A 26,395-nucleotide genomic window follows, 5' to 3' on the forward strand; every position below is an offset into this window, starting at 1 on the left:
ATGGGACTATAGTTTCCACAGGTAAATACTGCAGCCGTTCGAGCTGAGGATGAGGGAGGCATGATGGGCTGGATGCAAAGTCTGGGACGGGCGCTGTCGCCGTTCGGTGGGCGGGCCGCGGGCGGTAGTGTGGGCGGCAGCATGCGCGCGCTGGTGGTCAAGGCCCGCGATGGCAGCATCCGCACGGCGATCAATGCCGCGCGCCTGCGCAAGGAAGTCGATCAGGCCCAGGCCCAGGCCGCGCGCCAGCATCAGGCGGCCGGCGCGCTGGCCGCCGCAGCGCGCGAAGTCACCGACCTGTCGGCCGATGTCAATGCCGGTACGCTGCGCATTGCCGACACCGCCCAGCGCAACCTGCACACGGCGCGCGAGTCGATGGATGAACTGACACGCCTCGAAGCGCGCATGCGCACCATCGAGGCGCAGGTGCATGGTTTTTCCGACACCGTCTCGCAGCTGGTCGGACACCTGCACGAGATCGGCGAATTCGGCACCGTCATCGAGAACGTCGCCAACCAGACCAATCTGCTGGCGATCAATGCCGCGATCGAGGCGGCGCGCGCCGGCCCGGCCGGACGCGGGTTCGCCGTGGTGGCGTCCGAAGTGCGGCGCCTGTCGCAGGTGGTCAACACCGAAGCCGTCAAGATCGCGACCGCCAGCAGTGCGATGCGCGGGCTGGTGGCATCGACCTCCAGCGCGACGGCCGATATCCTCGAAGGCGTGAACGTCTCGGCGCGCGAGGCCGGCAGCGCGGCGAGTCACCTGACGACGTTCGTGGCCGATTTTGAGCGCATGACCGCGACCGTGGACCAGATGGCGCTGGCGATGCAGTCGCTCGATGGCGTCAACCAGCAGATCGGGGCGCGTGTCGGCGAAGTGGCGAGCAATGCGTCCGGGGCGGCAGCAACGATGCAGGATGCGTCGCGCCGGGTGGACGAGGTGCGGCTGGCCACCGAGGAGCTGCAAGGCGTGCTGGCGGGTTTCCGCACCGGTGGCACGCCGTTCGACGCGCTGGTCGACGCCACCACCGTGCTGCGCGAAGAGGTGCTGGCCTGTCTGAAGCGGCATGCCGCGGGCGGCGCCAACGTGTTCGACCAGAATTACCAGCCGATCGCGCAGTCCGATCCGCCACGCTTTACAACGTCGTACGACCGCATTGTCGAGCGTGACCTGCAAATGCTGTTCGACCGCGTGCTGACCGATTTGCCGGGCGCCGCCTACGCGCTTGCCGTGGACAACCGCGGCTTCGCGCCGACCCACAACACCAAGTTCTCACGCCCGCCCAACGGGCAGCGCGAGCACGACCTGGTGTATTGCCGCAACAAGCGGATCTTCGACGATCCGGTGGGTATCCGGCTGGCGAAGAACCGCGAGCCGTTCCTGCTGCAGACCTATCTCCGCGATACGGGTGAGGTGATCAACGATCTGTCGATGCCCATCGTAATCGACGGGAAGCACTGGGGTGCGGTGCGGATCGGCTACGATTCGGCCCGCATGATGGGCTGAGGGGGGCCTGCTTCTATCTGCCGGTTCCCGATATAAGCATAGGCAAAATCGATATTGGCAACGTAATTGGAGGTTTGTTAAGCTTCGCGTCCCTTCGGCGGTCGAGGTACCGCCGTCACCGACCAGAAGAAGAGAAGCCCCCATGAGCTGCAAGCACCATCACGCCAACCCGCATCGCGCGGTCCTGATCCTGAGCCTGATCGCGACCCTCGCACCGACCGCCGCGCTGGCCCAGGAGACGCCGCCGCCGGCGCCGGCCGCCCAGGACGTGCAGACGATCGTCGTCACCGGCACCCGTTCACTGAACCGCCGCACGCTCGATTCGGAGTCGCCCGTCGACGTCATCGGCAACAAGGAACTGCTCAGCACCGGCTCGGGCGAGCTGGCCACCGTGCTGTCGCGCCTGCTGCCATCGATGAATTTCCCGCGCCCGAGCGGCGCCGACGCCAGCGATGCAGTGCGTCCGGCGCAGCTGCGCGGCCTGTCGCCCGACCAGACACTGGTGCTGGTCAACGGCAAGCGCCGCCACACGTCGGCCGTCGTCAACGTCAACGGTACGCTGGGCCGCGGCTCGGCCCCGGTCGACCTGAATGCGATTCCGCTGGCGGCGATCGAGCGCATCGAAGTGCTGCGCGACGGCGCCGCGGCCCAATACGGCTCGGACGCCATCGCCGGCGTGGTCAACATCATCCTGAAGCGCGGCGCCAAGGGCGGCGAAGCGGAAGTGGTGTATGGCCAGTATGACGCGGGCGACGGCGAGCAGGCCACCGTGCGCGGTTCGGCCGGCTTCGACCTGGGCCAGGATGGCTGGGTGCGCATCGCCGTCGAAGCGGCCGACCGCAACGCCACCAACCGCTCGTTCGCCGATCCGCGGCCGTCCGCCGGTCCACGCCAGGGCCTGAGAACCCAGCGCTACGGCGACCCGGACAGCCGCCCGCGCACGCTGTTCGTCAACAGCGAAGTGCGCATCAACGACGACGTCGACTGGTACGCCTTTGCAAGCTACGGCGAGCGCGACACCTCGTCGGCGGCGACCTTCCGCACCGCCTTCACCGACAACACCCGCACCACGCTGCGCTCGCCCCTGTACCCGGAAGGCTTCCAGCCGCTGCTGGGCAGCACCTCGGTCGATGCCTCGATCGTGACGGGCCTGCGCGGCGTGGCCGCCGGCTGGCGCTGGGATGCGAGCCTGAACCACGGCCGCAACCGCTTCACGCTCGACGTGAATGACACGGTCAACTACAGCCTGGGCGCGGCCAGTCCTACCAGCTTCTATGCGGGCGAACTGACCTCGAAGCAAAGTCTGGCCAACCTGGACGTGGCGCGCGAGATTCCCGTGTCGTTCATGAGCGGCCCGCTGACGGTGGCCCTGGGCCTGGAAGCGCGCCATGAATCCTACGAGATCGGCGCGGGCGAAGCCGGTTCGTACTTCGGTTCCGGCGCGCAGGGCTATTCGGGCTTCCGCCCTGAGAATGCAGGCGAAAACAGCCGCAACAACAAATCGGTGTACCTGAACCTGGAAGGCGACATCACGAGCGCACTGTCGGGCGCCCTGGCGCTGCGTCATGAACGCTACAGCGACTTTGGCAGCACGAATTCGGCCAAGGCATCGGCTCGCTATGCATTCACGCCAGCCTTCGCGCTGCGCGGCACGGCCTCGAACGGTTTCCGCGCGCCGTCACTGGCCCAGTCGTTCTACACGATCACCACCACCAATACGCTGCTCGTGAACGGCGCCAGCGCGCTGGTGGAGACGGGCACCTTCCCGGTCGGCAGCGCTGCCGCCCGTGCACTGGGTGCACAGCCGCTCAAGGCCGAAAAGGCGCGCAACCTGAGCATCGGTGCGCAGTGGCAGCCAACGCGCAACTGGACCACGACGGTCGACCTGTACCGCATCGATATCGACGACCGCATCGTGTTCTCGTCGAACCTGCAACTGGCCAATGCACCGGCGCTGTCACGCGCGCTTGCGGCCCAGGGCGTGTTCGTCGGCGCGGCGCGCTACTTCACCAACGCGGTCGACACGCGCACCAAGGGCGTCGACGTGGTCAGCACCTACCGCCTGAACTTCGCGCAGGGCGCGCGCGCCGACCTGACGCTGGCCTACAACCATAACGACAATGAGGTGCAGGGTGTGGCGGCGTCGCCGGCGGTGCTGTCGGGGCAGGGACTGTCGCTGGTGGACCGCCAGAGCATCAACCGCCTGACGGTGGGTTCGCCGAAGGACAAGCTGGGCCTGACGGGTGACTTTACGCAGGGTGCGTGGAATGGCCGCGCCGTCGTGACGCGTTACGGCGAATTCACGGTGCCGCAGAACGATCCGGCGCTGGATCAGAACTACGATCCGCAGTGGGTGCTTGATCTGGCAGCGAGCGTGCGCCTGAACCAGTGGCGCCTGACGGCCGGCATCGACAATGTGACCAACCGCTATCCTGCGCAGGTCACGTCGCGGGCCAACCTGAACGTGAACGGCACCCAGCCGTACAGCGTGTGGGCGCCGAACGGCTTCAATGGCCGCTACTTCTATGTGAAGGCCGGCTACACCTGGTAAGCAGGTGCGGGCCCGGGTTCAGATAGCGTACTCGGGCTCTTCGCGGCCGGCGACATCGAGCCGCACCGACAGTACCTTGCCAGTGTGCGGATACTGCGCGATCTCTTCGCTCGACCGGCCCTGGCTGGCGCTGGTGATGTACAGCGTGCGCAGGTCGGGCCCGCCGAAGCAGACCGACGTCGGGCAGCGCACGGGCAGTTTGATCTCACGCAGGATCTCGCCGGTTGGCGAGATGCGCAGCACGCGACCGCCTTCGAACATCGCGACCCAGTACATGCCTTCAGAGTCGATTGTCGCGCCATCGGGCCGGCCGCCGTAGTCCGGCGCCGTTTTATCGGTCGGGAAGGTGAGGATCGTGCGGCGGTTGCTGTGCTCACCGGTGGCCACATCGAAGTCGTAGCAGTCGATGCGGTGCGTGGTGGTATCGGCATGGAACATCGTGCGGCCGTCCAGGCTCCAGGCCAGGCCGTTCGAGTTGGTCATGCCGCCGCGCCAGGCGCAGCGCAGGTTGTCGCGCGCGAGCACGTACATCTCGGCGGCCGGCTGGTCGCGCGGCTCGTACATGGTGCCGATCCAGAACCGGCCCGCCGGGTCGACGCGGCCATCATTGAAGCGCACCTTCGACGTATCGTAGGGCGCGTCGGCGATCGGGGTTTCCGCGCCGTCGGTCGTGTTCAGGCGCAGCAGGCGCTCGCGTGTGGCCACGACCAGGAAATTGTTGTCGTCGATGGCCAGCGCCGACGGGTTCGACCCCATCTTCCAAGAGCTGAATTTGCCGCTGGCCGCGTGCAGTCGGTTGACGGTCAGGCCTTCGATATCGACCCAGTACAGGGCCGACTCGACTTCGTGCCAGATCGCCGATTCGCCTACCAGCATCGGCGCATCGTGTACCACTTCAAATTTTTCGGTTGCCATAGTCTCGGTCTCAAAAGTTCGGGATCAGACGGCGGCTTTCGCGCGCGCGATCAAGCCGTTGGTGGAACTGTCGTGCAGGTTGGGCAGCGGCTCACCCGCCAGTTCGGCCTCGATCTTCTTGGCCAATACCTTGCCCAGCTCGACGCCCCACTGATCGAAGCTGTTCACGTCCCACAGCACGCCCTGGACGAACGTCTTGTGCTCGTACAGCGCGATCAGGGCGCCCAACGTGGTGGGCGTCAGGCGCTCCATCAGGATCGTGTTGCTCGGGCGGTTGCCGGGGAAGGTCTTGTGCGGCGTGAGGCGCTCGACTTCGTCTGCCGGCAAGCCTTGCGCCGTCAGGTCGGTGCGCACTTCGTCGGCGGTCTTGCCCTTCATGAAGGCTTCAGACTGCGCGAAGCAGTTCGCCAGCAGGGCAGTGTGGTGGTGGTCCATCTCGTGCGCCGGACGCAGGGCCGCGATGAAGTCCATCGGCGTCACGTCGGTGCCCTGGTGCAGCAGCTGGAAGTAGGCGTGCTGGCCATTGGTGCCGCACTCGCCCCAGATCGCCGGGCAGGTTGGCGTGTCGACGGGCTGGCCGTCGCGCGTGACGCGCTTGCCGTTGCTTTCCATGTCGAGCTGCTGCAGGTAGGCCGGGAAGCGGTTCAGGTCCTGGTGGTACGGCGCGATCGAGACCGAGCCGCACTCGAGGAACTGGCGGTTCCAGAAGCCGATCAGGCCCAGGAGCGCCGGCAGGTTCTGCTCGAGCGGCGCGCTGCGGAAGTGTTCATCCATGTCGTGGGCGCCGGCCAGGAAGTCCTTGAAGTAGCCGAAGCCCACGGCCAGCGCGACCGGCAGGCCGATCGCCGACCATACTGAATAGCGCCCGCCAACCCAGTCCCAGAACGGGAACATATTGGCCGGGTCGATGCCGAAGGCCTTGATCGCCTCTGTGTTGGTCGATGCGGCGACGAAGTGTTTCGCCAACGCCTCTTCAGGCGCGTGCGCCAGGAACCAGCGGCGCGCGGTCTGCGCGTTCATCATCGTCTCGGTGGTGGTGAAGGTTTTCGAGGCGACGATGAAGAGCGTCGTTTCGGGATCGACCTGGCTCAGGGCGGCGTCCATGTCGTGACCATCGACGTTCGAGACGAAGTGCATGCGCAGACGCGGATGCGCGTAATGGCGCAGGGCCAGCACGACCATCTTCGGGCCAAGATCCGAGCCACCGATGCCGATATTGACGATGTCCGTGATCGGTCTGCCGGTGTGGCCCAGCCATTCGCCGCTGCGCACCGCGTCGGTGAAGGTCTTGATGCGATCGAGCACGGCGTGGATGTCGGCATTGATGTCCACGCCGTCGACGACGTGCGACGCACCGCGCGGGGCGCGCAAGGCGGTGTGCAGCACGGCGCGGCCTTCGGTGTTGTTGATGCGCGCGCCCAGGAACATCGCATCGCGCCGCGCTTCGACGCCGCGCTCGCGCGCCAGCTGCATCAGCAGTTCAAGCGTGCGCCCGTCGAGGCGATTTTTTGAATAGTCTAGGAACAGGCCTGCAGCCTCGTCACTGAATCGCTCGAAGCGCTGTGGGTCGGCGGCAAACAGATCGCGCATCTGCCACGTGGTGGCAATGTCGGCGTGCTGGGCGAGGGCCTGGAAGCTGGCGGTACTGGTCAAGGATGGCTGGCGCATGGGGTCCGGGGTGCGTGGCACAATGTTGTCGTTAACAGATTATCGAATAATACAATTATCTGCGCGTAAATTCACTACATAAAAGCGCGTGTGCGCCGCCAGGATACCAACGAACGGCGCTTTTCGGCACGCGCCTCCACGCTCATCCATACAGCATCGGGCATCGCTGAAGAGCGCAGCGGTCCAAATTGTAGTAAAATTTCAGATACTAAATTCAGGAAGGAACGAACATGGCGCTCCACCCCGTAGTCGAACAGGTTACCAATCGCATCATCAAGCGCAGCGGCCCGTCGCGCGCAGCCTATCTGGCGCACCTCGAGGCGGCCCGCATCCAGGGCGTGCAGCGCGGCGCGCTGTCGTGCACGAACCTCGCCCACGGGTTCGCCGCGTTCCCGGCTAACGACAAACTGAAGCTGCGTGAAGTCAAGCAGCCGTCGGTGGCGATCGTTTCTTCCTACAACGACATGCTGTCGGCGCACCAGCCGTTCGAGAGCTATCCGACCATCATCAAGGACGCCGTGCGCGAAATCGGCGCCGTGGCCCAGTTTGCCGGCGGCGTGCCCGCCATGTGCGATGGCGTCACGCAGGGCCAGCCGGGCATGGAACTGTCGCTGTTCTCGCGCGACACCATCGCCATGGCCACCGCTGTCGGCCTGTCGCACAATATGTTCGATGCCAGCCTGTACCTGGGCATCTGCGACAAGATCGTGCCGGGCCTCCTGATCGGCGCGCTGCACTTCGGCCACATCCCGGGCATCTTCGTGCCAGGTGGCCCGATGACGTCGGGTCTGTCGAACAAAGAGAAAGCACGCGTGCGCCAGCTCTATGCGCAGGGCAAGGCTACGCGCGAAGAACTGATGGAATGCGAAGCCGCGTCGTACCACGACGCCGGCACCTGTACCTTCTACGGTACCGCCAACAGCAACCAGATGCTGATGGAAGTGATGGGCCTGCACCTGCCGGGCGCCGCGTTCATCACGCCGGGCACCGAACTGCGCGACGCGCTGACCAGGAGCGCAGCGCGCCAGGCAGTGGCGATCTCGCAGCAGGGCGGCACCTACATGCCGATCGGCCGCATCGTCGACGAGAAATGCATCGTCAACGCCATCGCCGCGCTGCACGCGACGGGTGGCTCGACCAACCACACGCTGCACCTCGTGGCGATCGCACGCGCGGCCGGCATCGTGATCGACTGGGACGACTTCGACCAGCTGTCGAAGGTCGTGCCGCTGCTCACGCGCATCTACCCGAACGGCGAAGCGGACGTGAACCACTTCCAGGCCGCCGGCGGCCCGGGCTTCATCATCCGCGAACTGCTGGACGCTGGTCTGGCGCACGAAGACGTCAATACGGTGCTGGGCCACGGCCTGCGCGCCCACTGCAAGGAGCCGTTCCTGGGCGAAGATGGCAAGACCATCTGGCGCGATACGCCGGCCCAGAGCGGCGACGAAACCGTGCTGCGGCCGGCATCGAACCCGTTCAGCCCCAACGGCGGCATGGTGCTGGTGCAGGGTAATCTGGGCCGCGCCGTGATGAAGATCTCGGCCGTCAAGCACGACTACCACGTGATCGAAGCACCGGCGATCACGTTCGATTCGCAGGAAGATTTCATGGGCGCCTACAAGGCCGGCCAGCTCAATCGCGATTTCGTCGCCGTGGTCCGGTTCCAGGGCCCGCGCGCCAACGGCATGCCGGAACTGCACGCCCTGACGCCAGCCCTGTCGAACCTGCAGGATGCCGGCTTCAAGGTGGCGATGGTGACCGATGGCCGCATGTCGGGCGCGTCGGGCAAGGTGCCGGCCGCGATCCACGTGTCGCCGGAAATCCTGGCCGGCGGTCCGCTGGGCCTCGTGCGCGACGGCGACATCATCCGCGTCGACGCCACCACCGGCACGCTGCAGGCGCTGGTGCCGGCCGACGAGTGGGCTGCGCGCAAGCAGGCCACGACCGATTTGAGCAAGAGCCACATCGGCATGGGCCGCGAACTGTTTACGATGTTCCGCGCCTCGATCAGCGCCGCGGAGCAGGGCGCGGCGACGTTCCCGCTGCCGTCGCCGATCCCCACCATCGTGCCGCTGCACGAAGGCCTGGACGCCAATGAGGTCGTGCCGGGTTCAGACGAAGACTTTCTCTTTAGGACGCAGAAATGACCTTACTTGAAATTATGCGCTCGGCGAGCGTGATCCCTGTCATCGCCATCGACGATCCGGCGCACGCCGTGCCACTGGCCAGGGCGCTGGTCGCCGGCGGCATCCGCGTGCTTGAAGTCACGCTGCGCACGGAGCACGGCCTGGGCGCGATCCGCGCCATGAGCGAAGTCGAAGGCGCCATCGTGGGCGTTGGCACCCTGACGTCGCCCGAAGAATTCGTCGCCTCGCGCGACGCCGGCGCCGTGTTCGGCGTCTCGCCGGGCCTGACGCCAGCGCTGATCGCCGCCGCCAAATCGAGCGGCCTGCCGCTGCTGCCGGGCGTGATGACGCCATCCGAAGTGATGGCCGCGCGCGAAGCGGGCTTCCGCCAGGTCAAGCTGTTCCCGGCCATGCAGGCAGGTGGCGTGGGTATGCTCAATGCGATCCGCGGCCCGCTGTCGGACATGACGTTCTGCCCGACCGGCGGCATCACGATCGAGACCGCACCTGCCTTCCTGGCCTGCAAGAACGTCGCCTGCGTGGGCGGTTCGTGGCTCACGCCGAAGGACGCGATCGAGGCCGGCGACTGGGCCCACATCACCGCGCTGGCCAAAGCCGCCGCGGCGCTGCGCGCCAGCTGACCGGCGGCGGGCGACACATCGTGCGCTCGAACTTTCGCCCCCTGAGCGAAGGTGAAATCAGGTTGGCGTCGCTGCTGTTCGGCGACGCCATCGATGTCACCCGCGTGCGGATCCACAACCGCCGCTACATGCCGTTCCAGCCACGGAACTGCTGCATGACGCCGAATGGCAGCATGTATTTTCACCACTCCTGTTTTCTCCCCGACTATGCGCGCGGCGATCCGCCTGCGATCCACTGGTTCGTGCACGAGATGGTGCACGTCTGGCAGCACCAGCTCGGGTATCCGGTGCGCCTGCGCGGCGCGTTCCGGATCGGGCTATCCTATGGCTACACGCTGACCGAAGATGCGACGCTGGAGGACTTCAATATGGAAGCGCAGGGGGATCTGCTGGCGGATTACTTCGTACTCAAGCACTTGTGCCGGCCCGAGGCGATGCGCCAGCAGCGCTACCGCGACAGCCTGGCGTTGTACGAGAAGGTACTGGCGCTGTTTCTGGCCGATCCTGCCAGCCGCGCAAGTTTGCCCCGTGGGCCGGCGCGCTGGCTGGTCGCATGATGCGCCCGTTTTCCGTGGGCGCGATGCTGGCCGCCATGGTCCTGTGCGCGCCCGCGCTGGCCAGCAGCTGCTTCGGTAATAGCGGGAGCGGGCGCATCGAAGGCGCGGTCGCCTTGCCGCTTGCGGGCGCCAACTTCGCGGCCTACTCGGAACTCGGTCTCAAGCTTGGCCGCACTTACGTTCATGCGCAGGTACGCGACGTCGTGCTGGGCGCGTATTCGACACTGTCCCGCAGCACGCCAGACGTGCAGTACGTCTATGGCGAGACGGGCCTGCGCACCGGCGGCCCGATGCCGCCCCATCGCACGCATGAGAACGGGACATCGGTGGACTTCATGGTGCCGGTGCGCGGCCGGGATGGCCGGCCGGCGCAGTTGCCGCGCACCGCGCAAAACCATTATGGATACGATCTGGAGTTCGATGACGCAGGCAAGCTTGCGGACTTGCGCATCGATTTCGCCGCCATTGCCGCGCATCTGGCGCAGCTGGATATGGAAGCACGGCGCCATGGGTTCGGTATCGCGCGCTTCATTCTGGCGCCAGAGTACATTCCGAAAGTACTTGCCACACCTGCAGGCCAACGTCTCAAGTCACTGCCGTTCATGAAGACAAAGCCCTGGGTTCGTCACGACGAGCATTACCATGTCGATTTCGCGGTCAAGTGCACCAGGTAGATCGGCTGCGTTGATCGTCGTTTGCCGCAACTGGCCAGGCAGCCAGCTGCGGCTGACATCATCAGATCAACAGCCGCTATAGTTCTTGTTCCCGCTGGCGGTCAGCGTATACGTTCCGCCCCGGGGGCCGGTGTAGCAAGTTGGTCCGGTGGAGGTATCCGTCAAGCGTTGGCGAGGCTGCGGTTTGGTGCTTGTTTTCTGCACCTTGTGCGAGCTGCTGGGTTCATCTGCGAGAAGGTGGCTTGGCATTGGCGCGACTGCCTGCTGTGCGCGATGGCAGTGATAATCACCCGTTTTCCTGTTGTTATGACACCCTTGCGCGTTCAGCCCGCCGCCATGCGCGAATGCTTGCGACGCGGCTAACAGGCCAACTGCCATGACCATGCACCGAAGATGAATTTTCCGTCGTGTAGTTCCTTTTGATGCCAGCGTCGCCTGTTGCATGTCGTCTCCATTCTTATTGAATGAACGTCATGCTACGTGGAAATTTGATCGCCGCACTAGTTGTTATTTAAAAAAAACAACCAACAGTTGCATGTCGTAGTCCTTATCGTTGCCTGGCCCGGGCCACCGGTGTGCGCGTCCAGTAGCCCGGCACGCTCAGAACGTATGCCGCAACCCGATATTGAAAGCCCGGTCGCCCGAACCCGCCTCGGCATTGTTACCCACCGTATAACCAGCCCCATTCCGGTTGTCGATCATGCCGTACGACGTATAGGCACTGGTCCGTTTGGACAGTGCATGCACATAGCCCACCGCATACTGCGCTGCATCCTGGTTCAGCGCAGTCTTGTCATTCTTGCGGATGTAGGAGGTCATGATGGTGCCCGCCGGGCCAACGGGGATGGTGACACCGACCAGCGTGTCGTCGCCGCGCAGGCTTGGTCGGAACACCTTGCCATAGGGGAGTGGTGTCGCATTGTTCAGTGGCGCGCTGTTGAGTCCTTTGTCGTTGCTGTAGGCGAAGAAGACCTTGACCACCTTGAAGTCGACGTTGGCCACGAACAGGGTGTTGCGACCGCTGTCGGTACCGGTGAGGGTGGCGCTGTCGTTGTTGCGATGGTTGTGCGCCAGCCGGGCGTTGACCGGCCCCTTGGCATAGTTGATGCTGACGTTGTACTGGCTGCCGGCCTGGCTGTCGCCGGCGGTCTCGCCCAGCGAGTACAGCAGTCCTGCGCTGAAGCCATTCTTTACCGGCGTCGTGTAGATGATCGAGTTGTTCGCGCGCAGATTGGCGCCCGCGACCGGGAACAGGTTCTTGGCGCTGCCCGACAGGCCGCTGCCGAACGGATCGCCGACCTGACCGAGCGCGTTGTAGGTCAGCGTGTACTGGCGCCCGACCGTCAGACTGCCGGCGTCCTTGCTGGCCAGCCCCACGAAGGACTGGCGGTTGAAGGCCTGGCCGGACGAGGCCAGCGCACCGGTGTCGATCGAGATCCCGGCCTCGAGCACGAACAGCGCCGAGACGCCCGCGCCCAGCTCTTCCGATCCCTTGAATCCCAGGCGCGAGGCGGATGCGACGCCGCTGCTGACTTTGGTGACGTTGCCGGCTGCGCCCCCGCGCTCGTTGACGATACCGGCGTCGGCGATGCCATAGATCGTGATATTGGATTGGGCCGTGGCTGCGCCGCTGGCAGCAAGCAGCATGACGATCGGAATCGCCGGTGATAATTTCATGTTTGTCTCCGTGTGTTTTTATGGGGTACAGCGTGATGGAATGTCGACTCAGTCGAGTTCCATATCGAGCAGCATCGAGCTGAGCGACTTGCCATGGGCATCCAGGGCCAGCGAGCGCGTCACGCCGCCGCCCAGCGCCTGCTGCATGACGAAGTTCATGGCGCCCAGTTGCGGCAGCAGGTAGCGGGTTACCTCGCCGTGCACGATGCCGGCAAAATGCAGGCGTACCCGTTCGGCGGTGACCTGCTGTTCCAGCAGCGCGTAATCGGCCGCGTGAAACGCGATTAACGACAGGTTGGAAATGTCGCCCTTGTCGCCGGCGCGCGAATGCGCGATGTCGCGTAGTTTCATGTCAGGTTTCCTCGAAATGGATCGTCGCGCTGACCTGCGCGGCAGGCAGCAGCGTGGAGCGGATCGCGATCACCTCGCGCGCCGACCGGGTGGCGCCGCCGCCGCCCGCCGGCCCGCAGGTGTACAGGGTTTCGACTTCGTTGCCGATGCGGATCGCTTGCTGCAGGCTGTCGGTACGGCCGATGACGCGCAGCCGCACCTCACGCGGTTCGGCATCATGGGGCCCGTCGCGGTCGCCATGCAGCGCATTCACGCCGATCAGGTCATAGCGCACCTCGGTCAGTGCGACGCCCGTCAGTGCGAACCGTTCGGCGACAATTGCCTGCGCCAGGCGCGCGCGCGCCAGTGCGCCTGGTCCCGCATACGAGATCTGGCCTTCGCCGATGTAGCTGTCGATGTAGCCGATCGAGACTTTCAGCATGCCGCTGCATGGATGGCCGCTGGCGCCCTGCAGGCTGACGCGGTCCGGTGCGCACTCGGTCATCGTCACCGCCGAGAAATCGGCCACGACGTCCGGCGTGTAGTACGCAGCAGGGTCGTGGATTTCGTACAGCAGCTGCTCGGTGCAGGTGGCGCGGGTCACGTAGCCGCCCGAACCGGCCACCTTGGTGATCTCGACGCTGCCGTCCTCGCCGATCACGGCGAGCGGGAAACCCAGTCGCGCCAGGCTTGGTACGTCCTTGACGCCGGGGTCGGCGAAGTAGCCGCCGCACACCTGGCCGGCGCATTCGAGCAGGTGCCCGGCCAGCGTGCCCTGGCCCAGGCGCTGCCAGTCGTCCATCGCCCAGCCGAAGGCGTGGATGGCCGGCGCGAGCACCAGCGCCGGGTCGGCGATACGGCCGGTGATGACGATGTCGGCGCCTTGCGCCAGCGCGTCGACCAGCGGCTGCGCGCCCAGATACGCGTTGGCCGACAGCAGCCGGCTGCCCAATGCCGCCACCGGTTCGCCGGTGTCGTCGAGGTAGTCGCCCTGGCGCAGCTGCTCGAGGACGTCGTCGCCCGTGATGGCGGCGATTTTCAGGTGGCCAAGGCCGAGCGAGACAGCGATCTGTCTGGTCTTGGCGGCCGCTGCGAGCGGATTGGCCGCGCCCATGTTCGTGATGATCTTGATGCCCCTGTCGGCGCAGGGCTTCAGTACTGCCAGCATGCGCGCTTCGAGCAGTGGGTCGTAACCGAGCGCCGGATCTTTCATCCGGGCTTGCTGGGCGAGGGCGATGGTGCGTTCGGCCAGGCATTCGAACACGAGGTAATCGAGGTCGCCATGCTCGGCCAGTTCGAGCGCCGGTTCGATGCGGTCGCCCGAATAGCCGGCGCCGCAGCCGATGCGTAGGGTTTTCATGGTGCAGTCTTTCGAAAGGGTCAGTGGGTTCGTCAGAACGGGAACAGCCCGATCAGCGCGGCGACGCAGGTCATGAATACCGTGGTGGCGAACAGGTAGGGAATCGTGAAGCGCTGGTGTTCCCCGAGGTCGATGCCGACCAGTCCGACCAGCAGGAACGTGGCCGGCGTCAGGGGACTGACCGGGAAGCCGGTGGTCATCTGGCCCATCAGCGCGGCCTGGGCCAGCTGCACCGGCGGCACGCCGAGCGCCGTGCCGGCTTCGGCCAGTACGGGCAGCACGCCGAAGTAGAACGAATCCGGATCGAAGATCAGGCTCAGTGGCATCGACACCAGGCCGGTGACGAACGGCAGGTGGCTGGCCAGGCTGGCCGGGATGCTGGCAGCGAGCAGCTGGGCCATGGCGGTGAGCATGCCGGTGCCTTTCATGATGCCGGTGAAGACGCCGGCCGCGAACAGGATGCTTGCCATCATCAGGGCCGCCTTGGCATGCGCATCGACGCGGTTACGCTGTTCGGCGACGTCCGGGTAGTTGATCAACAGGGCCAGTACGGTGCCGAACATGAAGCAGGCCACCGGATCGAGCACGTTGGAGATCATCGTGCCCAGGACAACGATCACGAGCAGTACGTTGGGGATGAAGCGGCCCGGCCGGCGCAGCTTCAGCTGGGCTTCGTCGATTTCCTGCACATGATAGTCGGGGGTGCCGGCGCCAGAGCCCCCACTGGCCAGCATGGCGCCGGTCAGGCCCAGGCGCCGCTGCTCGCGCACGCCCATCATCCAGGCGCAGCCAAAGACGAACAGCATGCCGGCGATCTGCACCGGCACCATCGGCAGGTAGAGCTCGGACATCGGCAGATGCAGCGCAGCCGATGCGCGCAGGGTCGGGCCGCCCCACGGCAGCGCATTGGCCACGCCGGCCGACATGGCGACGACGCAGGCCAGGATGCGCTTGTCCATCTTCAGCTTGATATACAGCGGCAGCATCGCGGGCACCACGACCAGGAAGGTCACGGCGCCGGAGCCGTCGAGGTGGACGATTGCCGCCAGCACGGCGGTGCCGAGCGTGATGCGGGCCGGGTGGTTGCCGACAACCTTCAGGATGCGGTTGACGATCGGATCGAGCATGCCGGCGTCGGTCAGCACGCCGAAGAACAGGATGGCAAACACCAGCATGCCGGCAATCGGCGCGATGGCCTTGATGCCATTGGTGATGTAGGTGCCGATCTCGGCGCCGAAACCACCGATGAGCGCGGTGAGCACCGGGATCGCAATCAGCGCGACAAGGGCGGACATCTTCCTGCCAAGGATGACGTACAGCAGGGCGAAAATAGTAAGAAAGCCGAGGAAGGCCAGCATGAAAGTCTCCAATTTATTGTATGTGCTGATCGATGCAGCACTTGAGCCCATTCTGGGGGGCCTTGGTTTTTGTTGTAAAATGGATTTTTCCGATTGATTGTGCGGCTTTTTCGATGAGTGGCCTGTGCGATGCTTCCAAATATCTCCACCAAGCAGTTGCAAGCGTTTCTGGCACTCGAGCAGCACCGGCATTTCACCCAGGCGGCCGAGCGTTGCCACCTGTCGCAATCGGCGTTCAGCGCGGTGATCCAGAAGCTCGAAGCGACTGTCGGCGCCAAGCTGGTCCAGCGCGACACGCGCAACGTCACCCTGACCACCGAAGGCGAACTGTTCGTGGAAGTGGCGCGCGCCTTGCTGGCCGACCTCGACGCAGCCTTCACCGACATGGGCGACTTCATCGCACGGCGCAAGGGCAGGGTGGCGCTGGCCGTGCTGCCATCGCTGGCGGCCAATGGCATACCTGAGGTCATCGCGCACTACAAGGCCACCTATCCCGGCATCACGGTGCAGCTGTTCGACGCGCTGTCGGACCAATGCCTGCACCTGCTGCGCCAGGGCAGGGTCGATCTGGCGCTGACGGCGCCCGGTGCGAATCTGGCTGAATTTTCAACCCGCACCCTGTGCAGCGATCCGTTTTTCTTCGTCTGCCGGCGCGACCATCCACTCGCGCGCAAGCGCAAGATCCGGATGCCCGACCTCGTGGGCTGCGAACTGATTCACCTTGCGCCATCGACCAGCGTGCGCCAGCACGTCGACCAGCTGACGCGGGGGCTCGACGTGCGCCATTCCGGTCTTGAGGTCGAGCACCTGGCCACGGTGGCGGGCCTGATCGGGCAGGGACTCGGGGTGAGCCTGGTGCCGGAACTGACGCTGTTCCAGTTCCGCAGCCTGGACCTGATTGCCATTCCGCTCGATGCGGCGGCCGTGGTGCGCCCGATCCTGATCGTGCAGCGCAAGGACCGGGCGTTATCGCATGCCGCCCAGGGCATGCTTGAATTGATCGAAGCGCGGCTGTCGGCCAATGGCAGGCAGCGTGGTGCGAAGCCGGTCGATGCGGGGTTGCGACTCTAGGCAACGCGCCGCAGCAAGCCAGGGCGGCTTGCCGCGGCAGACACCATCAGGCGATGGCGCCTTCGTATTCCTTGATCAGCTTGGCCCCGGCACGTGCCGGCGCCGGCGCACGCAGCGCCAGTGAGCGGCTGGCACCAACGCGCGGTGCGTCGCCGTGTCCCAGATTGAACACGCTGACCAGCTCGGCCAGCGATGTCGCCTGCTCCTGCAGCGCCGCCGCCGCGGCTGCCGCTTCCTCGACCAGCCCCGCATTCTGCTGCGTCACGCCGTCCATTTGCGTGATGGCTTCGTTGACCTGCTCGATGCCGGTCGTTTGCTCGGCACTGGCCGACGCGATCTCGGCCATGATGTCGGTCACGCGCCCGATGCCCTGCACGATTTCCTGCATCGTCGTGCCTGCCTCACCGACCAGGCGGCCACCGGCATCGACCTTGGCGACCGAGTCGCTGATCAGGCCCCGGATTTCCTTCGCCGCAGCGGCCGAGCGCTGCGCAAGGTTGCGCACTTCGCTGGCCACGACCGCAAAGCCGCGACCCTGTTCACCGGCGCGCGCCGCTTCCACGGCGGCATTCAGGGCCAGGATATTGGTCTGGAAGGCGATGCCGTCGATGACGGCGATGATGTCGCCGATCTTCTTCGACGAGGCGTTGATCGACGCCATCGTGGACACCACCTGCGACACCACGTCACCGCCATGCAGCGCGATCTGCGAGGCGTTCTTGGCCAGCACATTGGCCTGACGCGCGTTGTCGGCATTCTGGCGCACGGTGCTGGTAATTTCTTCCATCGACGACGCCGTTTCCTCCAGCGAGCTGGCCTGCTGCTCGGTGCGCGAAGACAGGTCCATATTGCCCGACGCGATCTGGCGCGATGCGGTGACAATGGTTTCCGTACCGGCGCGCACTTCGGTCACGGTCTTGTGCAGGCTCGCGCTCATCGTCTTGAGGGCGTCCAGCAGGTCACCGACCTCATCACGGGACTCGGTGCGGATTTCGGTGGTCAGGTCGCCGGCGGCAACCTGACGCGCCAGGCTCACGGCACGTTTGAGTGGCGTGGTGATGCTGCGTGCCAGCATCATCCCGAGCACGATACTGACGACCAGCGCGACCGCAGCCAGTACGATCAGCGAGCGTCGTGCAGCCTGGTCAAGAACCTCGATATGATCATTGGCTCTCTTGAACAGCATCTGCTGGAAGGCCGCGACTTTATTGACGCTTTCGGTGTAGGCGAGCATCGCTGGCATCACTTTTTGTTCAAAGTATGTCTGGACCTGCGGATTGTCCGGGCCCAGTTCTCGCTTGAGCTTGTAAGCCGCATTGCGCGCGTCGATGTAGGCGGTGCGGCGGGTTGCCACGGTAGCGATCAATGCCTTGCCTTCGTCACTTTTGATCAGCGATTCCAGTTCGTCCTGTACCTTGCTGACGTTGGCGCTGACCGCCTTCATTTCCTTCTCGTGGTAGGTCTCGTCTTCGGGGGAGGTGCTCTTGAAGCGGGCAATGGTGCTGACCCGGTTGACCGCCACACCCTGGCGCCATTCTGTGGCCAGCATGAATTTTTCAGAGGCCTCTGACATCTCTGTCTTCGCATTTGAAATCTGGAAGAGTTGCCATAGTGCGATGCCCGCCATGAGAGCCATGAGGCCCACGATGATGGCGAGCGTCGCACCCAGACGGGTACCAATCTTGAGGTCCTTGATGTTCATTTCTATTCCATTCCTGACAATAGGGGAGACGATCGTGGGGCCTTCAAGTAATCGTACTTACAGGCAACCCTTGTTGCAGAATAATCTCGGATTGAGGGGAATTGTCAGCGGGAATGAAAAATTCGTTGAATGTGTTGCTGGGAGTAAACGAAATAATATGTGAACATTACCTTGGGCAGGTAACACGCATAATAACGTTGTAAAGATGATTATTTCAGGCGCCACAACGGGCCAGGGCGGCCCGTTGCGGCAGACAGCATCAGGCGATGGCGTCTTCTTCTTCCTCGATCCGTTCCACATCGGCGCGCGATGGCGCGGCGCGGTGTACAGCCAATGAACGCCCGGCCACTGCAGGCTGCGCAGCCTGGCGCACATCCCCCGGCCTGCCATTGCCGACATCGAACACGCTGACCAGCTGTGCCAGCGTCATCGCCTGCTCCTGCAGCGATGCGGCGGCAGCGGCGGCTTCCTCCACCAGCGCCGCATTCTGCTGCGTCACGCCATCCATCTGCGTGATCGCTTCGTTGACCTGCTCGATGCCGGTCGACTGTTCGGCGCTGGCCGACGTGATGTCCGCCATGATGTCGGTCACGCGCCCGATGCCCTGGACGATTTCCTGCATCGTCACACCGGCCTCATCGACCAGGCGGCCACCGGCCTCGACCTTCGTGACAGAGTCGCTGATCAGGCCGCGGATTTCCTTGGCCGCCGCGGCCGAGCGCTGCGCGAGGTTGCGCACTTCGCTCGCCACCACCGCAAAGCCGCGACCCTGCTCACCGGCGCGCGCTGCTTCGACCGCTGCATTCAGGGCCAGGATGTTCGTCTGGAACGCGATGCCGTCGATAACGGCGATGATGTCGCCGATCTTCTTCGATGACGCGTTGATCGACGCCATCGTGGCCACCACCTGCGACACCACTTCACCGCCATGCGCCGCGATCTGCGACGCATTCTTGGCCAGTACATTGGCCTGGCGCGCATTGTCGGCGTTCTGGCGCACGGTGCTGGTCAGTTCTTCCATCGACGACGCCGTCTCTTCGAGCGAGCTGGCTTGCTGCTCGGTGCGCGACGACAGGTCAAGATTGCCCGAGGCGATCTGCTGCGATGCCGTGACGATGGTCTCGGTGCCGGCGCGCACTTCGGTCACGGTCTTGAGCAGATTGTCATTCATGGCCTTGAGCGCCAGCACCAGGTCGCCCACTTCGTCACGCGATTCGGCGCGGATATCCGCCGTCAGGTCGCCCGAGGCCACCTGGCGCGCCAGGCCCACCGCGTGTGCCAGCGGTCGCGTGATGCTGCGGGTAAGCAACCAGCCGCAGGCCGCACCGATGGCCAGCGCCGCGATGCCCAGGCCGATCAGGATACGCGTTGCCGACACGACGATGGCGTCGATGCTGGTGTCCGCATCAGTGAACAACTGCTCCTGGTAGGCCGCGAGTTTTTCGATGGTGGCAACGTAGATGCGCATTTCTGGGATGACTTTGGTCTCGAAGAACGCCTTGACTTCGGCGCTGTCGGCGCCAAGCGCGCTCTTCATCTTGAAGCCTTCGTTGCGCATGACCGAATACTTGGCGCGTTCGGTCGCGATTTCCGCCAGCAGCGCCTTGCCCTGTTCGCTCTGGACGAGGGATTCGAGCTCTTTCTGCAGCTTGCCGGCCCTGTCGCTGATGACTTTCATCTGCGCGTCGTGGTACTTCTCGTCAGCCGGATCGATGCTCTTGTATTTGGCAACGGTGCTGACACTGTTGGTGACGGTGCCCTGGCTCCATTCCTTGGCCAGCTTGGCGCGGTAGGACGTTTGCGCCATGGTCTGCTTGGCGTCGGCGATCCGTTCGAGCTGCCAGAAGGCGACGCCCAGCATCAGGACCATCAGGGCGAGCACGGCGGCAAAAGCGCCGCCGAGGCGGACGCCTATTTTGAGATCGTTGATTTTCATAGTATCCGTTCAGGTAGCAAGTGAGGCCCCGACAACCTGGTGAAGCCGGGGCGTGCATCGTGCCGGGAACGCAAGTGCACAGTGGCAAGCGTAAACGCAGGCAAGCTGATTGGACATCAAAAAATCCGGCAATATCGATAATTGTTGCTTGTGCGAAACAACATGATACTTGGTTGTTATTATCCGATAACGATTGCATATTGGAGTTGTCGACGAGCCAATGTCGATGAATGTATCGGCCATAACGCGAGGCTATGGCAGGGCGATCTGTTCACTGCGCCGCCTTGGCTGCCGCGTCCAGAACACGCAGCAGATTGCCGCTCCACAGCTTGCCGAGATCTTCGTCCGACATGCCGCCCGCCTTGAGCCGCGCCGTGATGCGCGGTAGCAGCGACACATCGGCCAGCCCCGGGAAACCGCCGCCCCCGTCGAAGTCCGCGCCCATGCACACGTGATCGATGCCGGCGACGTCGATCAGGTGCTGCAGCGAGGCCATGTATTGGTCGAAGCTCGTGCTCCACATCGGCGTGGCCGCTTCGAGCGCGAGCCACTCCTTGCCCAGCGCCGCCTGCTGCGCCGGGGTCATGCCGCCGATGTGATCGATCTGGTCGAACAGTTCGCTGCGTCGTGGACTCATGCGCATCGTGCCCAGGTAGATGGTCGACGCGCAGACCGCGCCGCCGGCCGCAGCGATGCGGCGGATGCGCGCATCGTCCAGGTTGCGCGGATGGTCGAAGCTCGTGCGCGAACTGGTGTGCGACAGCAGCAGCGGGGCGCGCGACAGGTCCAGCAACTGATCGACGACGGCATCGGACGCATGGCTCGCGTCGATCACCATCCCGAGCCGGTTCATCTCGGCCACCCAGTCGCGCCCCAGCGGGCTCAGACCATTCCAGCGCGGCTTGTCGGTCGACGAATCGGCAAACTGGTTGTTCAGGCTATGCACGACGCCGACCAGGCGCACGCCCTGGCGCTGGAATTGCGCCAGCGCAGTCACGCTCTCGCCAAGGGGATAGCTGTTCTCGATGCTCTTGAATGCCACCAGCTTGCCGGTCGCGTCGAGGCGGCGTGCTTCGTGCGCGCTCGTTGCCACGCCGATGCGGTCTGTATGGCGCGCGAGCGTGGTGTCGATCAGCGCAGAGCGTTCCAGTGCGTGGCGGCGCGCGGCGGCGAAGCCGTCCGCCGTCAGCGGCCCCTGCTCGGTGTAGATCACGAAGAAACCGCCATCGAGGCTGCCGTCGGCCATGCGGGGCAGGTCGAGTTGCGCGATCTCGGTGGCCGGATCGTGACGCGCGCCAAAATCCCAGCCCGCGCGGCCGAAATGCACGGGCGTGTCGAGGTGCGCGTCGAGTGTCAGCAATTTGCGGTGCGTCGGATCCACTGGCTTTGGTGTCGACGTCGGCGCCGGTGTGGCGCAGCTGGCCAGCAGTGCGCAGGCCAGTGTCATGGTGGACGTCATGGTGCGGTTCATTCGGGCGCCTTGATCGGGGTGAAGTTCAGGTCCGCGTAATCCCAGCTGAAATCGGCAATGGGCGAGACGGGCTTGAGGCTGATGCGTTCGACCTTGCCATCCTGGTCGAATGCAAAGCTCAGGTACGCAGGCTCGATGGTCTCGTCGTCGAAGCGCGCGATCCAGGTATTGTATTGCCAGTGCACGAGCGGGCCCGCCATGCGCGGCGTCGAGCCGAAGTCGACCCGCAAACCATGCTTCGCCGCCGCGATGGTGATCTTGCCATACCACGGGTCGGCATACGTTCCGGCCAACGCCGCCGGTGCTACCAGGGGCTTTGAACGCACCGGTTTGGCGGCGCTGCTCTTTTGCAGCGCGAGGCCCTGTGCGATCTTCTTCGCCTTGTAGGTTTCGAACGTGGCCGGCCAGTCGGCCTTTGGCTTGGCCAGGTAGTGGTCGGCCAGCTCGTACATCAGGCCCCGCACCAGCTCCCCGTCTTCGCTGTTGATCGCAATCGCAAAGCCCACCTTCTGCTCGGGCAGCATCACCACGGCCGTACCAAAGCCCAGCACCGCGCCGCCATGCCAGACCATGCGCGCGCCGCGGTAGTCCACCAGGTCCCAGCCCAGGCCATAGTTGGCGAAGGTCGACTCGATGAGTTTCAGTTCCGGCGGCATCTCGTCAAGCGGCACGGTCATCGACGGCGCCCACATCTGCGCGTGCGTGGCCTTGCTGAAGACGCGCTTGCCATCTGGCGCGACGCCGCCGGCCAGCTGCGTGTGCAGCCACGCCGCCAGGTCGTTGGCGCTGCTGGCCACGCCGCCGGCGGGCGCCGCGTTGCGGCCCAGGTCATCGCGTTCGTCCAGGCGCACCTGGGTGCCGGCGCCACGCAGCCCGCCGTCCATCCGCGCGTGCGGGAAGGCGCGGTTGGCGGTGGCGAAGTTGTCGACGTTGTCGGTGGTGGACAGTCGCATGCCGCTCGGGCGCAGCACGTGCTCGCGCGCATAGGCCTCCCACGGCTGGCCGCTCACTTGCTCGATCAGCTGGCCCGCCACGACATACATCAGGTTTGAATACGCGTAGGTGCTGCGAAAGCTGGTGGCCGGCTTCAGGTAGCGCACGCGGCGCACGGTCTCGGCGCGCGACAGGTTCGTGCGCGGCACGAACAGGAGGTCGCCCGCGCCGTAGCCCAGGCCGGCGCGGTGTGTCAGCAGGTCGCGGATCGTGAGTTCGCGCGTGACCCACGGGTCGTACATCTGGAAGGCGGGCAGGTGGTCGGTTACCTTGTCATCCCATGTGATCTTGCCGGCATCGACCAGCGTGGCCAGTGCGGCCGTCGTCATCGCCTTGGTGGTCGAGCCGATCGGGAACAGCGTGTCGCCGTCGACGGGCGCCGGCGCGCCCAGCTGACGCACGCCGAAGCCGCGCGCCAGCGTCGTCTTGCCGTCTTCGACGATGGCAATGGCCAGGCCCGGCGTGCCCACGCGCTGGCGCAGCGTCTCGACGCGGGCCTCGAAGCCGGCCGGCGGCGCGGCCAGCGCAGGAGTGCAGGCAAGCGCCAACAGGATGGAAGGAACAAGGCGAGGGCAGTTCATGGCATCTCCAGGCAAGCATCGAGCAGGCGCTCGAAATCGGCGCCGCCGCGCATCGGGTCGGCAACAGGGTACGGCAAACGGCGGGCATGTGCCTCGATGGCGGCCTGCGCGGCGATGGCGTCCATGCCGCCGGTATTGAGCGCGATGCCGATGCAGCGGATCGCCGGATTGGTCACGCGTCCGAGCACGATCGTCTGTTCGATGACGGTCTCGATCGACGGCAATGGCGAACCCGGATACCCGAGCTGGTGGCTGCGCGCCGGGTCGTGGCAGACCACGAACATGTCGGGCTGGCTGCCATGCAGCAAGCCGAGCGAGACACCGGCGAATGCGGGATGAAACAGCGAGCCCTGGCCCTCGATCACGTCGATGTGTCCGGGCGCCGCAGCTGGACTGAGGATCTCGGCCGCGCCGGCCACGAAGTCCGACACCACCGCGTCGATCGGCATCCCGCTGCCGGCGATCATGATGCCGGTCTGGCCGGTGGCGCGAAAGGTCACGTCCAGGCTGCGTGCGGCGAGGCCGCGACTGAGCGCGAGCGCCGTGTATTTCTTGCCCAGTGCGCAGTCGGTGCCGACCGTGAGGATGCGCCGGCCCGCGCGTGGCCGCCCGCTGGCGATGGCGATGTCGGCGGGCGGCGTGCGCACGTCGATCAGGCGCCGGCCGTGGCGCGCTGCGGCGTCCTTCAGCACGGCGAACTGGTCGAGGCGTACGTGCATGCCCGAGACGATGTCCAGGCCTGCCGCCAGCGCCTCGGCCAGCGCCGGCACCCAGCTTGCGGGGATCGTGCCGCCCGGCGCTGCCACGCCGATGACGATGGCGGTCGCGCCCTGCGCCGCGGCCTGCCTGGCGCTGAGGCCGGGCAGGCCGGTGGTCACCGTGGCACCTGGCAGGCGCAGCTCGCCCACGCAGCGCTCACCGGCCCAGTCGCGCAGCCCAAAGGCAGTCTTGGCGAAACCGGATTCGGTCACGTCGCCGAGAAACAGCAGGCAGCGGCCAACGGCGCGTGCGTCGTTCGGTGCGGGCGCCATCAATACTCCCTGGTCAGCGTGAAGCCGAGCGTGCGCGGCGCGATCACGCCGGTGCCGAGCGCGCCATTCGGATAGACGAAGCCGCCGTTGGCCAGCAACGATGCGGTGGACGTCCTGCCGTCGCTGTTGCCCAGGTTCTTGCCGTACAGTTCAACCGTCCAGGTGCCCAGTTCGACGCCGGCATGGGCGTCGAACACGTTATAAGACGGGATCTCGCGCTGGCGGCCATTGGCCGTGCGGTAGTCGAAGTCGAACGATGCGAACTGCCCCGCGATGCGGCGCACCGAGACGCCGGCGTAGGCGGGCGTGGTGTCGCGGATCGTCCAGCGATAGTCGGCCAGCAGCGCGGCCGTGTACTTCGGCGAGAAGGGCAGGCGGTCACCCTTGAAGCCGCCCACCAGCGGATCGGTCGCACCATCGAGGCGCGCCTTGTTCCAGGCGCCGTTGGCCGACAGGCGCAGGCCGCGCATCGGCCGAAAGCCCGCGCTGATCTCGACGCCGTCGGCGGTGGCGCCGGCGCCGTTGGTGTTCACGCCAAACCCGTTGACCACCGCCAGCAGCTGGATGTCCTTCCATTTGATGTGGAAGGCCGACAGGTCGAGGGACCACATGCCGTCCACCGTCTGGGTCTTGATGCCGGCCTCGTAGCTCATCACGCTGTCCGAATCATAGGTGGCTGGCGTGCCGGGTCCGGGATTGGGCGGCAGCACGTTCGGCCCGCCGGGCCGGAAGCCCTTGGCCGCGCGCGCATACACGGCGCTGCGTTCGCTGAACTTGCGCTTGAGCGCCACGGCATAGGTAAACACGCCTTCGGACGAATCGGCGCGGTTGTCAGCCGGGCCGCCGGCCAGGGCGCCGTCGCCGATCTGGCGGGCGTCCTGCTTGTTGTGGCTATAGCGCCCGCCGACATCGAGGTCGTAGACGGGCGTGAGGTGAATGGTCGTGTTGGCAAACGCCGCCACCTCGCGGTAGTTCGAGCGCAGGCGGATGTCGGCCAGCAGCGGCAGGCCGGTTGCCGGTGTCATCGAGCCTGGCACGACGGCGTGGTAGCGCTGCGCGATGGCGCCTTTTTCATCGGTGTAGTACAGACCGGCCAGCCAGTCGAACGTCTTGCCGGCGTTGGAACTCAGGCGCAGCTCCTGCGTGAATTTTTTCAGTTCGGTTTCCTGGCCCAGATAGAGCTCATTGGGTACACCGAACACACCTTCGACCAGCTCGCTCAGGTTGAAGCTGACGTCTTCGCGCGCGAACTGCTTTTGCGTGCTGTAGCTGGTCGACGAGGTCAGGCTGGCTGCGCCCAGGTTCCAGTTGGCGGTGCCATTGAAGACCCGGTAGTGGATGTCGCGCATGTGCGGTATGAACTGCGATTGCGTCGGGCGGCCATACAGCGTCTCGAGCGTGTCCGCGTCGCTCTCCACGGTGCCGGGTGCATCGGTGGCGATGTTCTGCGCCACGGCGCTCAGGCGCAGGTCGAATGTGGTACTCGGCTTGTACAGCAGCGACGCGCGGCCCCCGTAGTTGCGGGCGCCATTGATGTTTCGTTCGATGTCCGAGCCGGCGGTGCCGATCGAATCGATGAAGCCCGGCTCCTTCTGGTACGAGCCGGACATGCGCAGCGCCACCGTGTCGCTGAGCGGCGTATTGACCACCAGGTTCGAGCGGTACGACACCTTGCCGCCGTCGACGGTCGCCGCGCCCAGCCGCGCGCGCAGTGCAAAGCCATTCAGGTCTGGTGCATTGGTCACGAACTTGACCAGGCCACCGAGCGAGCTGGCGCCGTACAGCGCGCCCTGCGGCCCGCGCAAGACCTCGATGCGGGCCAGGTCGAACGTGTCGAAGTCGCCCGCCAGGATCGCGCCATTGGCCAGGCCACTGCTCGAACCGAACGGCGTTTCGTCGAGGTAGACCGCGACGGTGGACGCCACGCCGCCCGTGTCCAGCCCGCGCAGCACCAGCCGGCCTTCGCCGGGCGTGCTTTGCACCAGCTGCAGGCTGGGCACGAGTTTCAGGTAATCGGCAAAGCCGGTGGCCTGGTGCTTGTCGAGCGTGTCGCCGCCCACCACCGACATCGACTGCGGCACGTCGACCATCGTCTGTGCGCGTTTTTGCGCCGTCACGACGACTTGCTGGACGTCGTCCTGCGGCGCGGCCTGGTCTGCGGCGAAGGCTTGCGATACGGCGCCCGATACGGCCAGCGCCATGGAAGTCACTGCGATACGGCCTGCTACTGTTGCCATGTGAATC

At 65.3% G+C, this 26,395-nt stretch carries 20 protein-coding genes; 7 read left to right on the forward strand and 13 right to left on the reverse strand.

The window, feature by feature from the left end:
- The first annotated feature begins 63 nt into the window (after window positions 1–63).
- Entirely contained in the window at window positions 64–1,506 is a 1,443-nt protein-coding gene (locus IFU00_04470; protein MBD8541537.1) for a hypothetical protein, read from the forward strand.
- A gap of 142 nt (window positions 1,507–1,648) precedes the next feature.
- Window positions 1,649–4,057 (forward strand): TonB-dependent receptor, encoded by a 2,409-nt coding sequence (locus IFU00_04475; protein ID MBD8541538.1) that lies wholly within the window; start codon window positions 1,649–1,651, stop codon window positions 4,055–4,057.
- An 18-nt stretch (window positions 4,058–4,075) separates the two neighbouring features.
- On the opposite strand, the gene IFU00_04480 is transcribed toward IFU00_04475, so the two are convergent.
- Both IFU00_04480 and pgi read right to left on the reverse strand, forming a co-directional pair.
- On the reverse strand, window positions 4,076–4,933 hold the full coding sequence (locus IFU00_04480; protein ID MBD8541539.1) for an SMP-30/gluconolactonase/LRE family protein: 858 nt from the start codon (window positions 4,931–4,933) through the stop codon (window positions 4,076–4,078).
- Window positions 4,934–4,996: 63 nt separating this feature from the next.
- Entirely contained in the window at window positions 4,997–6,640 is a 1,644-nt protein-coding gene (pgi, locus tag IFU00_04485) for a glucose-6-phosphate isomerase (GenBank protein MBD8541540.1), read from the reverse strand.
- Window positions 6,641–6,870: 230 nt separating this feature from the next.
- Here pgi and IFU00_04490 point away from each other — a divergent pair, with 230 nt between their 5' ends.
- From IFU00_04490 to IFU00_04505, 4 genes are all read left to right on the forward strand, one after another.
- Complete coding sequence (locus IFU00_04490; GenBank protein MBD8541541.1) at window positions 6,871–8,790, forward strand: phosphogluconate dehydratase; 1,920 nt, start codon at window positions 6,871–6,873, stop codon at window positions 8,788–8,790.
- Window positions 8,787–9,410, forward strand: coding sequence for a bifunctional 4-hydroxy-2-oxoglutarate aldolase/2-dehydro-3-deoxy-phosphogluconate aldolase (gene eda, locus IFU00_04495; GenBank protein MBD8541542.1), 624 nt, complete (start codon window positions 8,787–8,789; stop codon window positions 9,408–9,410). Before IFU00_04490 ends, eda begins: the two co-directional genes overlap by 4 nt.
- A gap of 62 nt (window positions 9,411–9,472) precedes the next feature.
- A complete protein-coding gene (locus tag IFU00_04500; GenBank protein ID MBD8541543.1) occupies window positions 9,473–9,967 on the forward strand; it encodes a Rhs element Vgr protein in 495 nt (164 codons plus the stop codon).
- Complete coding sequence (locus tag IFU00_04505) at window positions 9,964–10,641, forward strand: penicillin-insensitive murein endopeptidase (protein ID MBD8541544.1); 678 nt, start codon at window positions 9,964–9,966, stop codon at window positions 10,639–10,641. The genes IFU00_04500 and IFU00_04505 overlap by 4 nt, the downstream gene beginning before the upstream one ends.
- 66 nt (window positions 10,642–10,707) lie before the next feature.
- Here the strand turns inward: IFU00_04505 and IFU00_04510 are convergent, their stop codons facing one another.
- The 5 genes from IFU00_04510 to IFU00_04530 all read right to left on the reverse strand — a co-directional run bounded on the left by IFU00_04510 (window position 10,708) and on the right by IFU00_04530 (window position 15,366).
- A complete protein-coding gene (locus IFU00_04510) occupies window positions 10,708–11,025 on the reverse strand; it encodes a YHYH domain-containing protein (protein ID MBD8541545.1) in 318 nt (105 codons plus the stop codon).
- A gap of 216 nt (window positions 11,026–11,241) precedes the next feature.
- Window positions 11,242–12,318 carry a porin gene (locus tag IFU00_04515; protein ID MBD8541546.1) on the reverse strand — a complete coding sequence of 359 codons (1,077 nt, stop codon included), beginning with the start codon at window positions 12,316–12,318 and terminating at the stop codon, window positions 11,242–11,244.
- Window positions 12,319–12,366: 48 nt separating this feature from the next.
- On the reverse strand, window positions 12,367–12,669 hold the full coding sequence (locus tag IFU00_04520) for a hypothetical protein (protein MBD8541547.1): 303 nt from the start codon (window positions 12,667–12,669) through the stop codon (window positions 12,367–12,369).
- 1 nt (window position 12,670) lies between these two features.
- Window positions 12,671–14,008, reverse strand: coding sequence for a DUF1446 domain-containing protein (locus IFU00_04525; protein MBD8541548.1), 1,338 nt, complete (start codon window positions 14,006–14,008; stop codon window positions 12,671–12,673).
- 32 nt (window positions 14,009–14,040) lie between these two features.
- The gene (locus IFU00_04530; GenBank protein MBD8541549.1) at window positions 14,041–15,366 is read right to left on the reverse strand and encodes a citrate transporter; all 1,326 of its coding nucleotides are present in this window, start codon (window positions 15,364–15,366) and stop codon (window positions 14,041–14,043) included.
- A gap of 129 nt (window positions 15,367–15,495) precedes the next feature.
- Between IFU00_04530 and IFU00_04535 the strand changes: the two genes are divergently transcribed.
- Window positions 15,496–16,437, forward strand: a complete 942-nt coding sequence (locus IFU00_04535; GenBank protein ID MBD8541550.1) for a LysR family transcriptional regulator — start codon at window positions 15,496–15,498, stop codon at window positions 16,435–16,437.
- Between the two features lie 46 nt (window positions 16,438–16,483).
- On the opposite strand, the gene IFU00_04540 is transcribed toward IFU00_04535, so the two are convergent.
- The 6 genes from IFU00_04540 to IFU00_04565 form a co-directional block, all read right to left on the reverse strand.
- Window positions 16,484–18,139, reverse strand: coding sequence for a HAMP domain-containing protein (locus IFU00_04540; protein ID MBD8541551.1), 1,656 nt, complete (start codon window positions 18,137–18,139; stop codon window positions 16,484–16,486).
- 259 nt (window positions 18,140–18,398) lie between these two features.
- A complete protein-coding gene (locus tag IFU00_04545) occupies window positions 18,399–20,075 on the reverse strand; it encodes a HAMP domain-containing protein (protein ID MBD8541552.1) in 1,677 nt (558 codons plus the stop codon).
- A 271-nt stretch (window positions 20,076–20,346) separates the two neighbouring features.
- Complete coding sequence (locus tag IFU00_04550) at window positions 20,347–21,534, reverse strand: membrane dipeptidase (protein MBD8541553.1); 1,188 nt, start codon at window positions 21,532–21,534, stop codon at window positions 20,347–20,349.
- Window positions 21,535–21,542: 8 nt separating this feature from the next.
- Entirely contained in the window at window positions 21,543–23,120 is a 1,578-nt protein-coding gene (locus tag IFU00_04555; GenBank protein MBD8541554.1) for a serine hydrolase, read from the reverse strand.
- Entirely contained in the window at window positions 23,117–24,151 is a 1,035-nt protein-coding gene (locus tag IFU00_04560; protein MBD8541555.1) for a DUF1611 domain-containing protein, read from the reverse strand. Before IFU00_04560 ends, IFU00_04555 begins: the two co-directional genes overlap by 4 nt.
- Entirely contained in the window at window positions 24,151–26,388 is a 2,238-nt protein-coding gene (locus tag IFU00_04565; protein ID MBD8541556.1) for a TonB-dependent receptor, read from the reverse strand. Before IFU00_04565 ends, IFU00_04560 begins: the two co-directional genes overlap by 1 nt.
- Between the last annotated feature and the right edge of the window lie 7 nt (window positions 26,389–26,395).

It is taken from the genome of Oxalobacteraceae sp. CFBP 8761, from assembly GCA_014841595.1.
Taxonomy (GTDB): domain Bacteria; phylum Pseudomonadota; class Gammaproteobacteria; order Burkholderiales; family Burkholderiaceae_D; genus Telluria.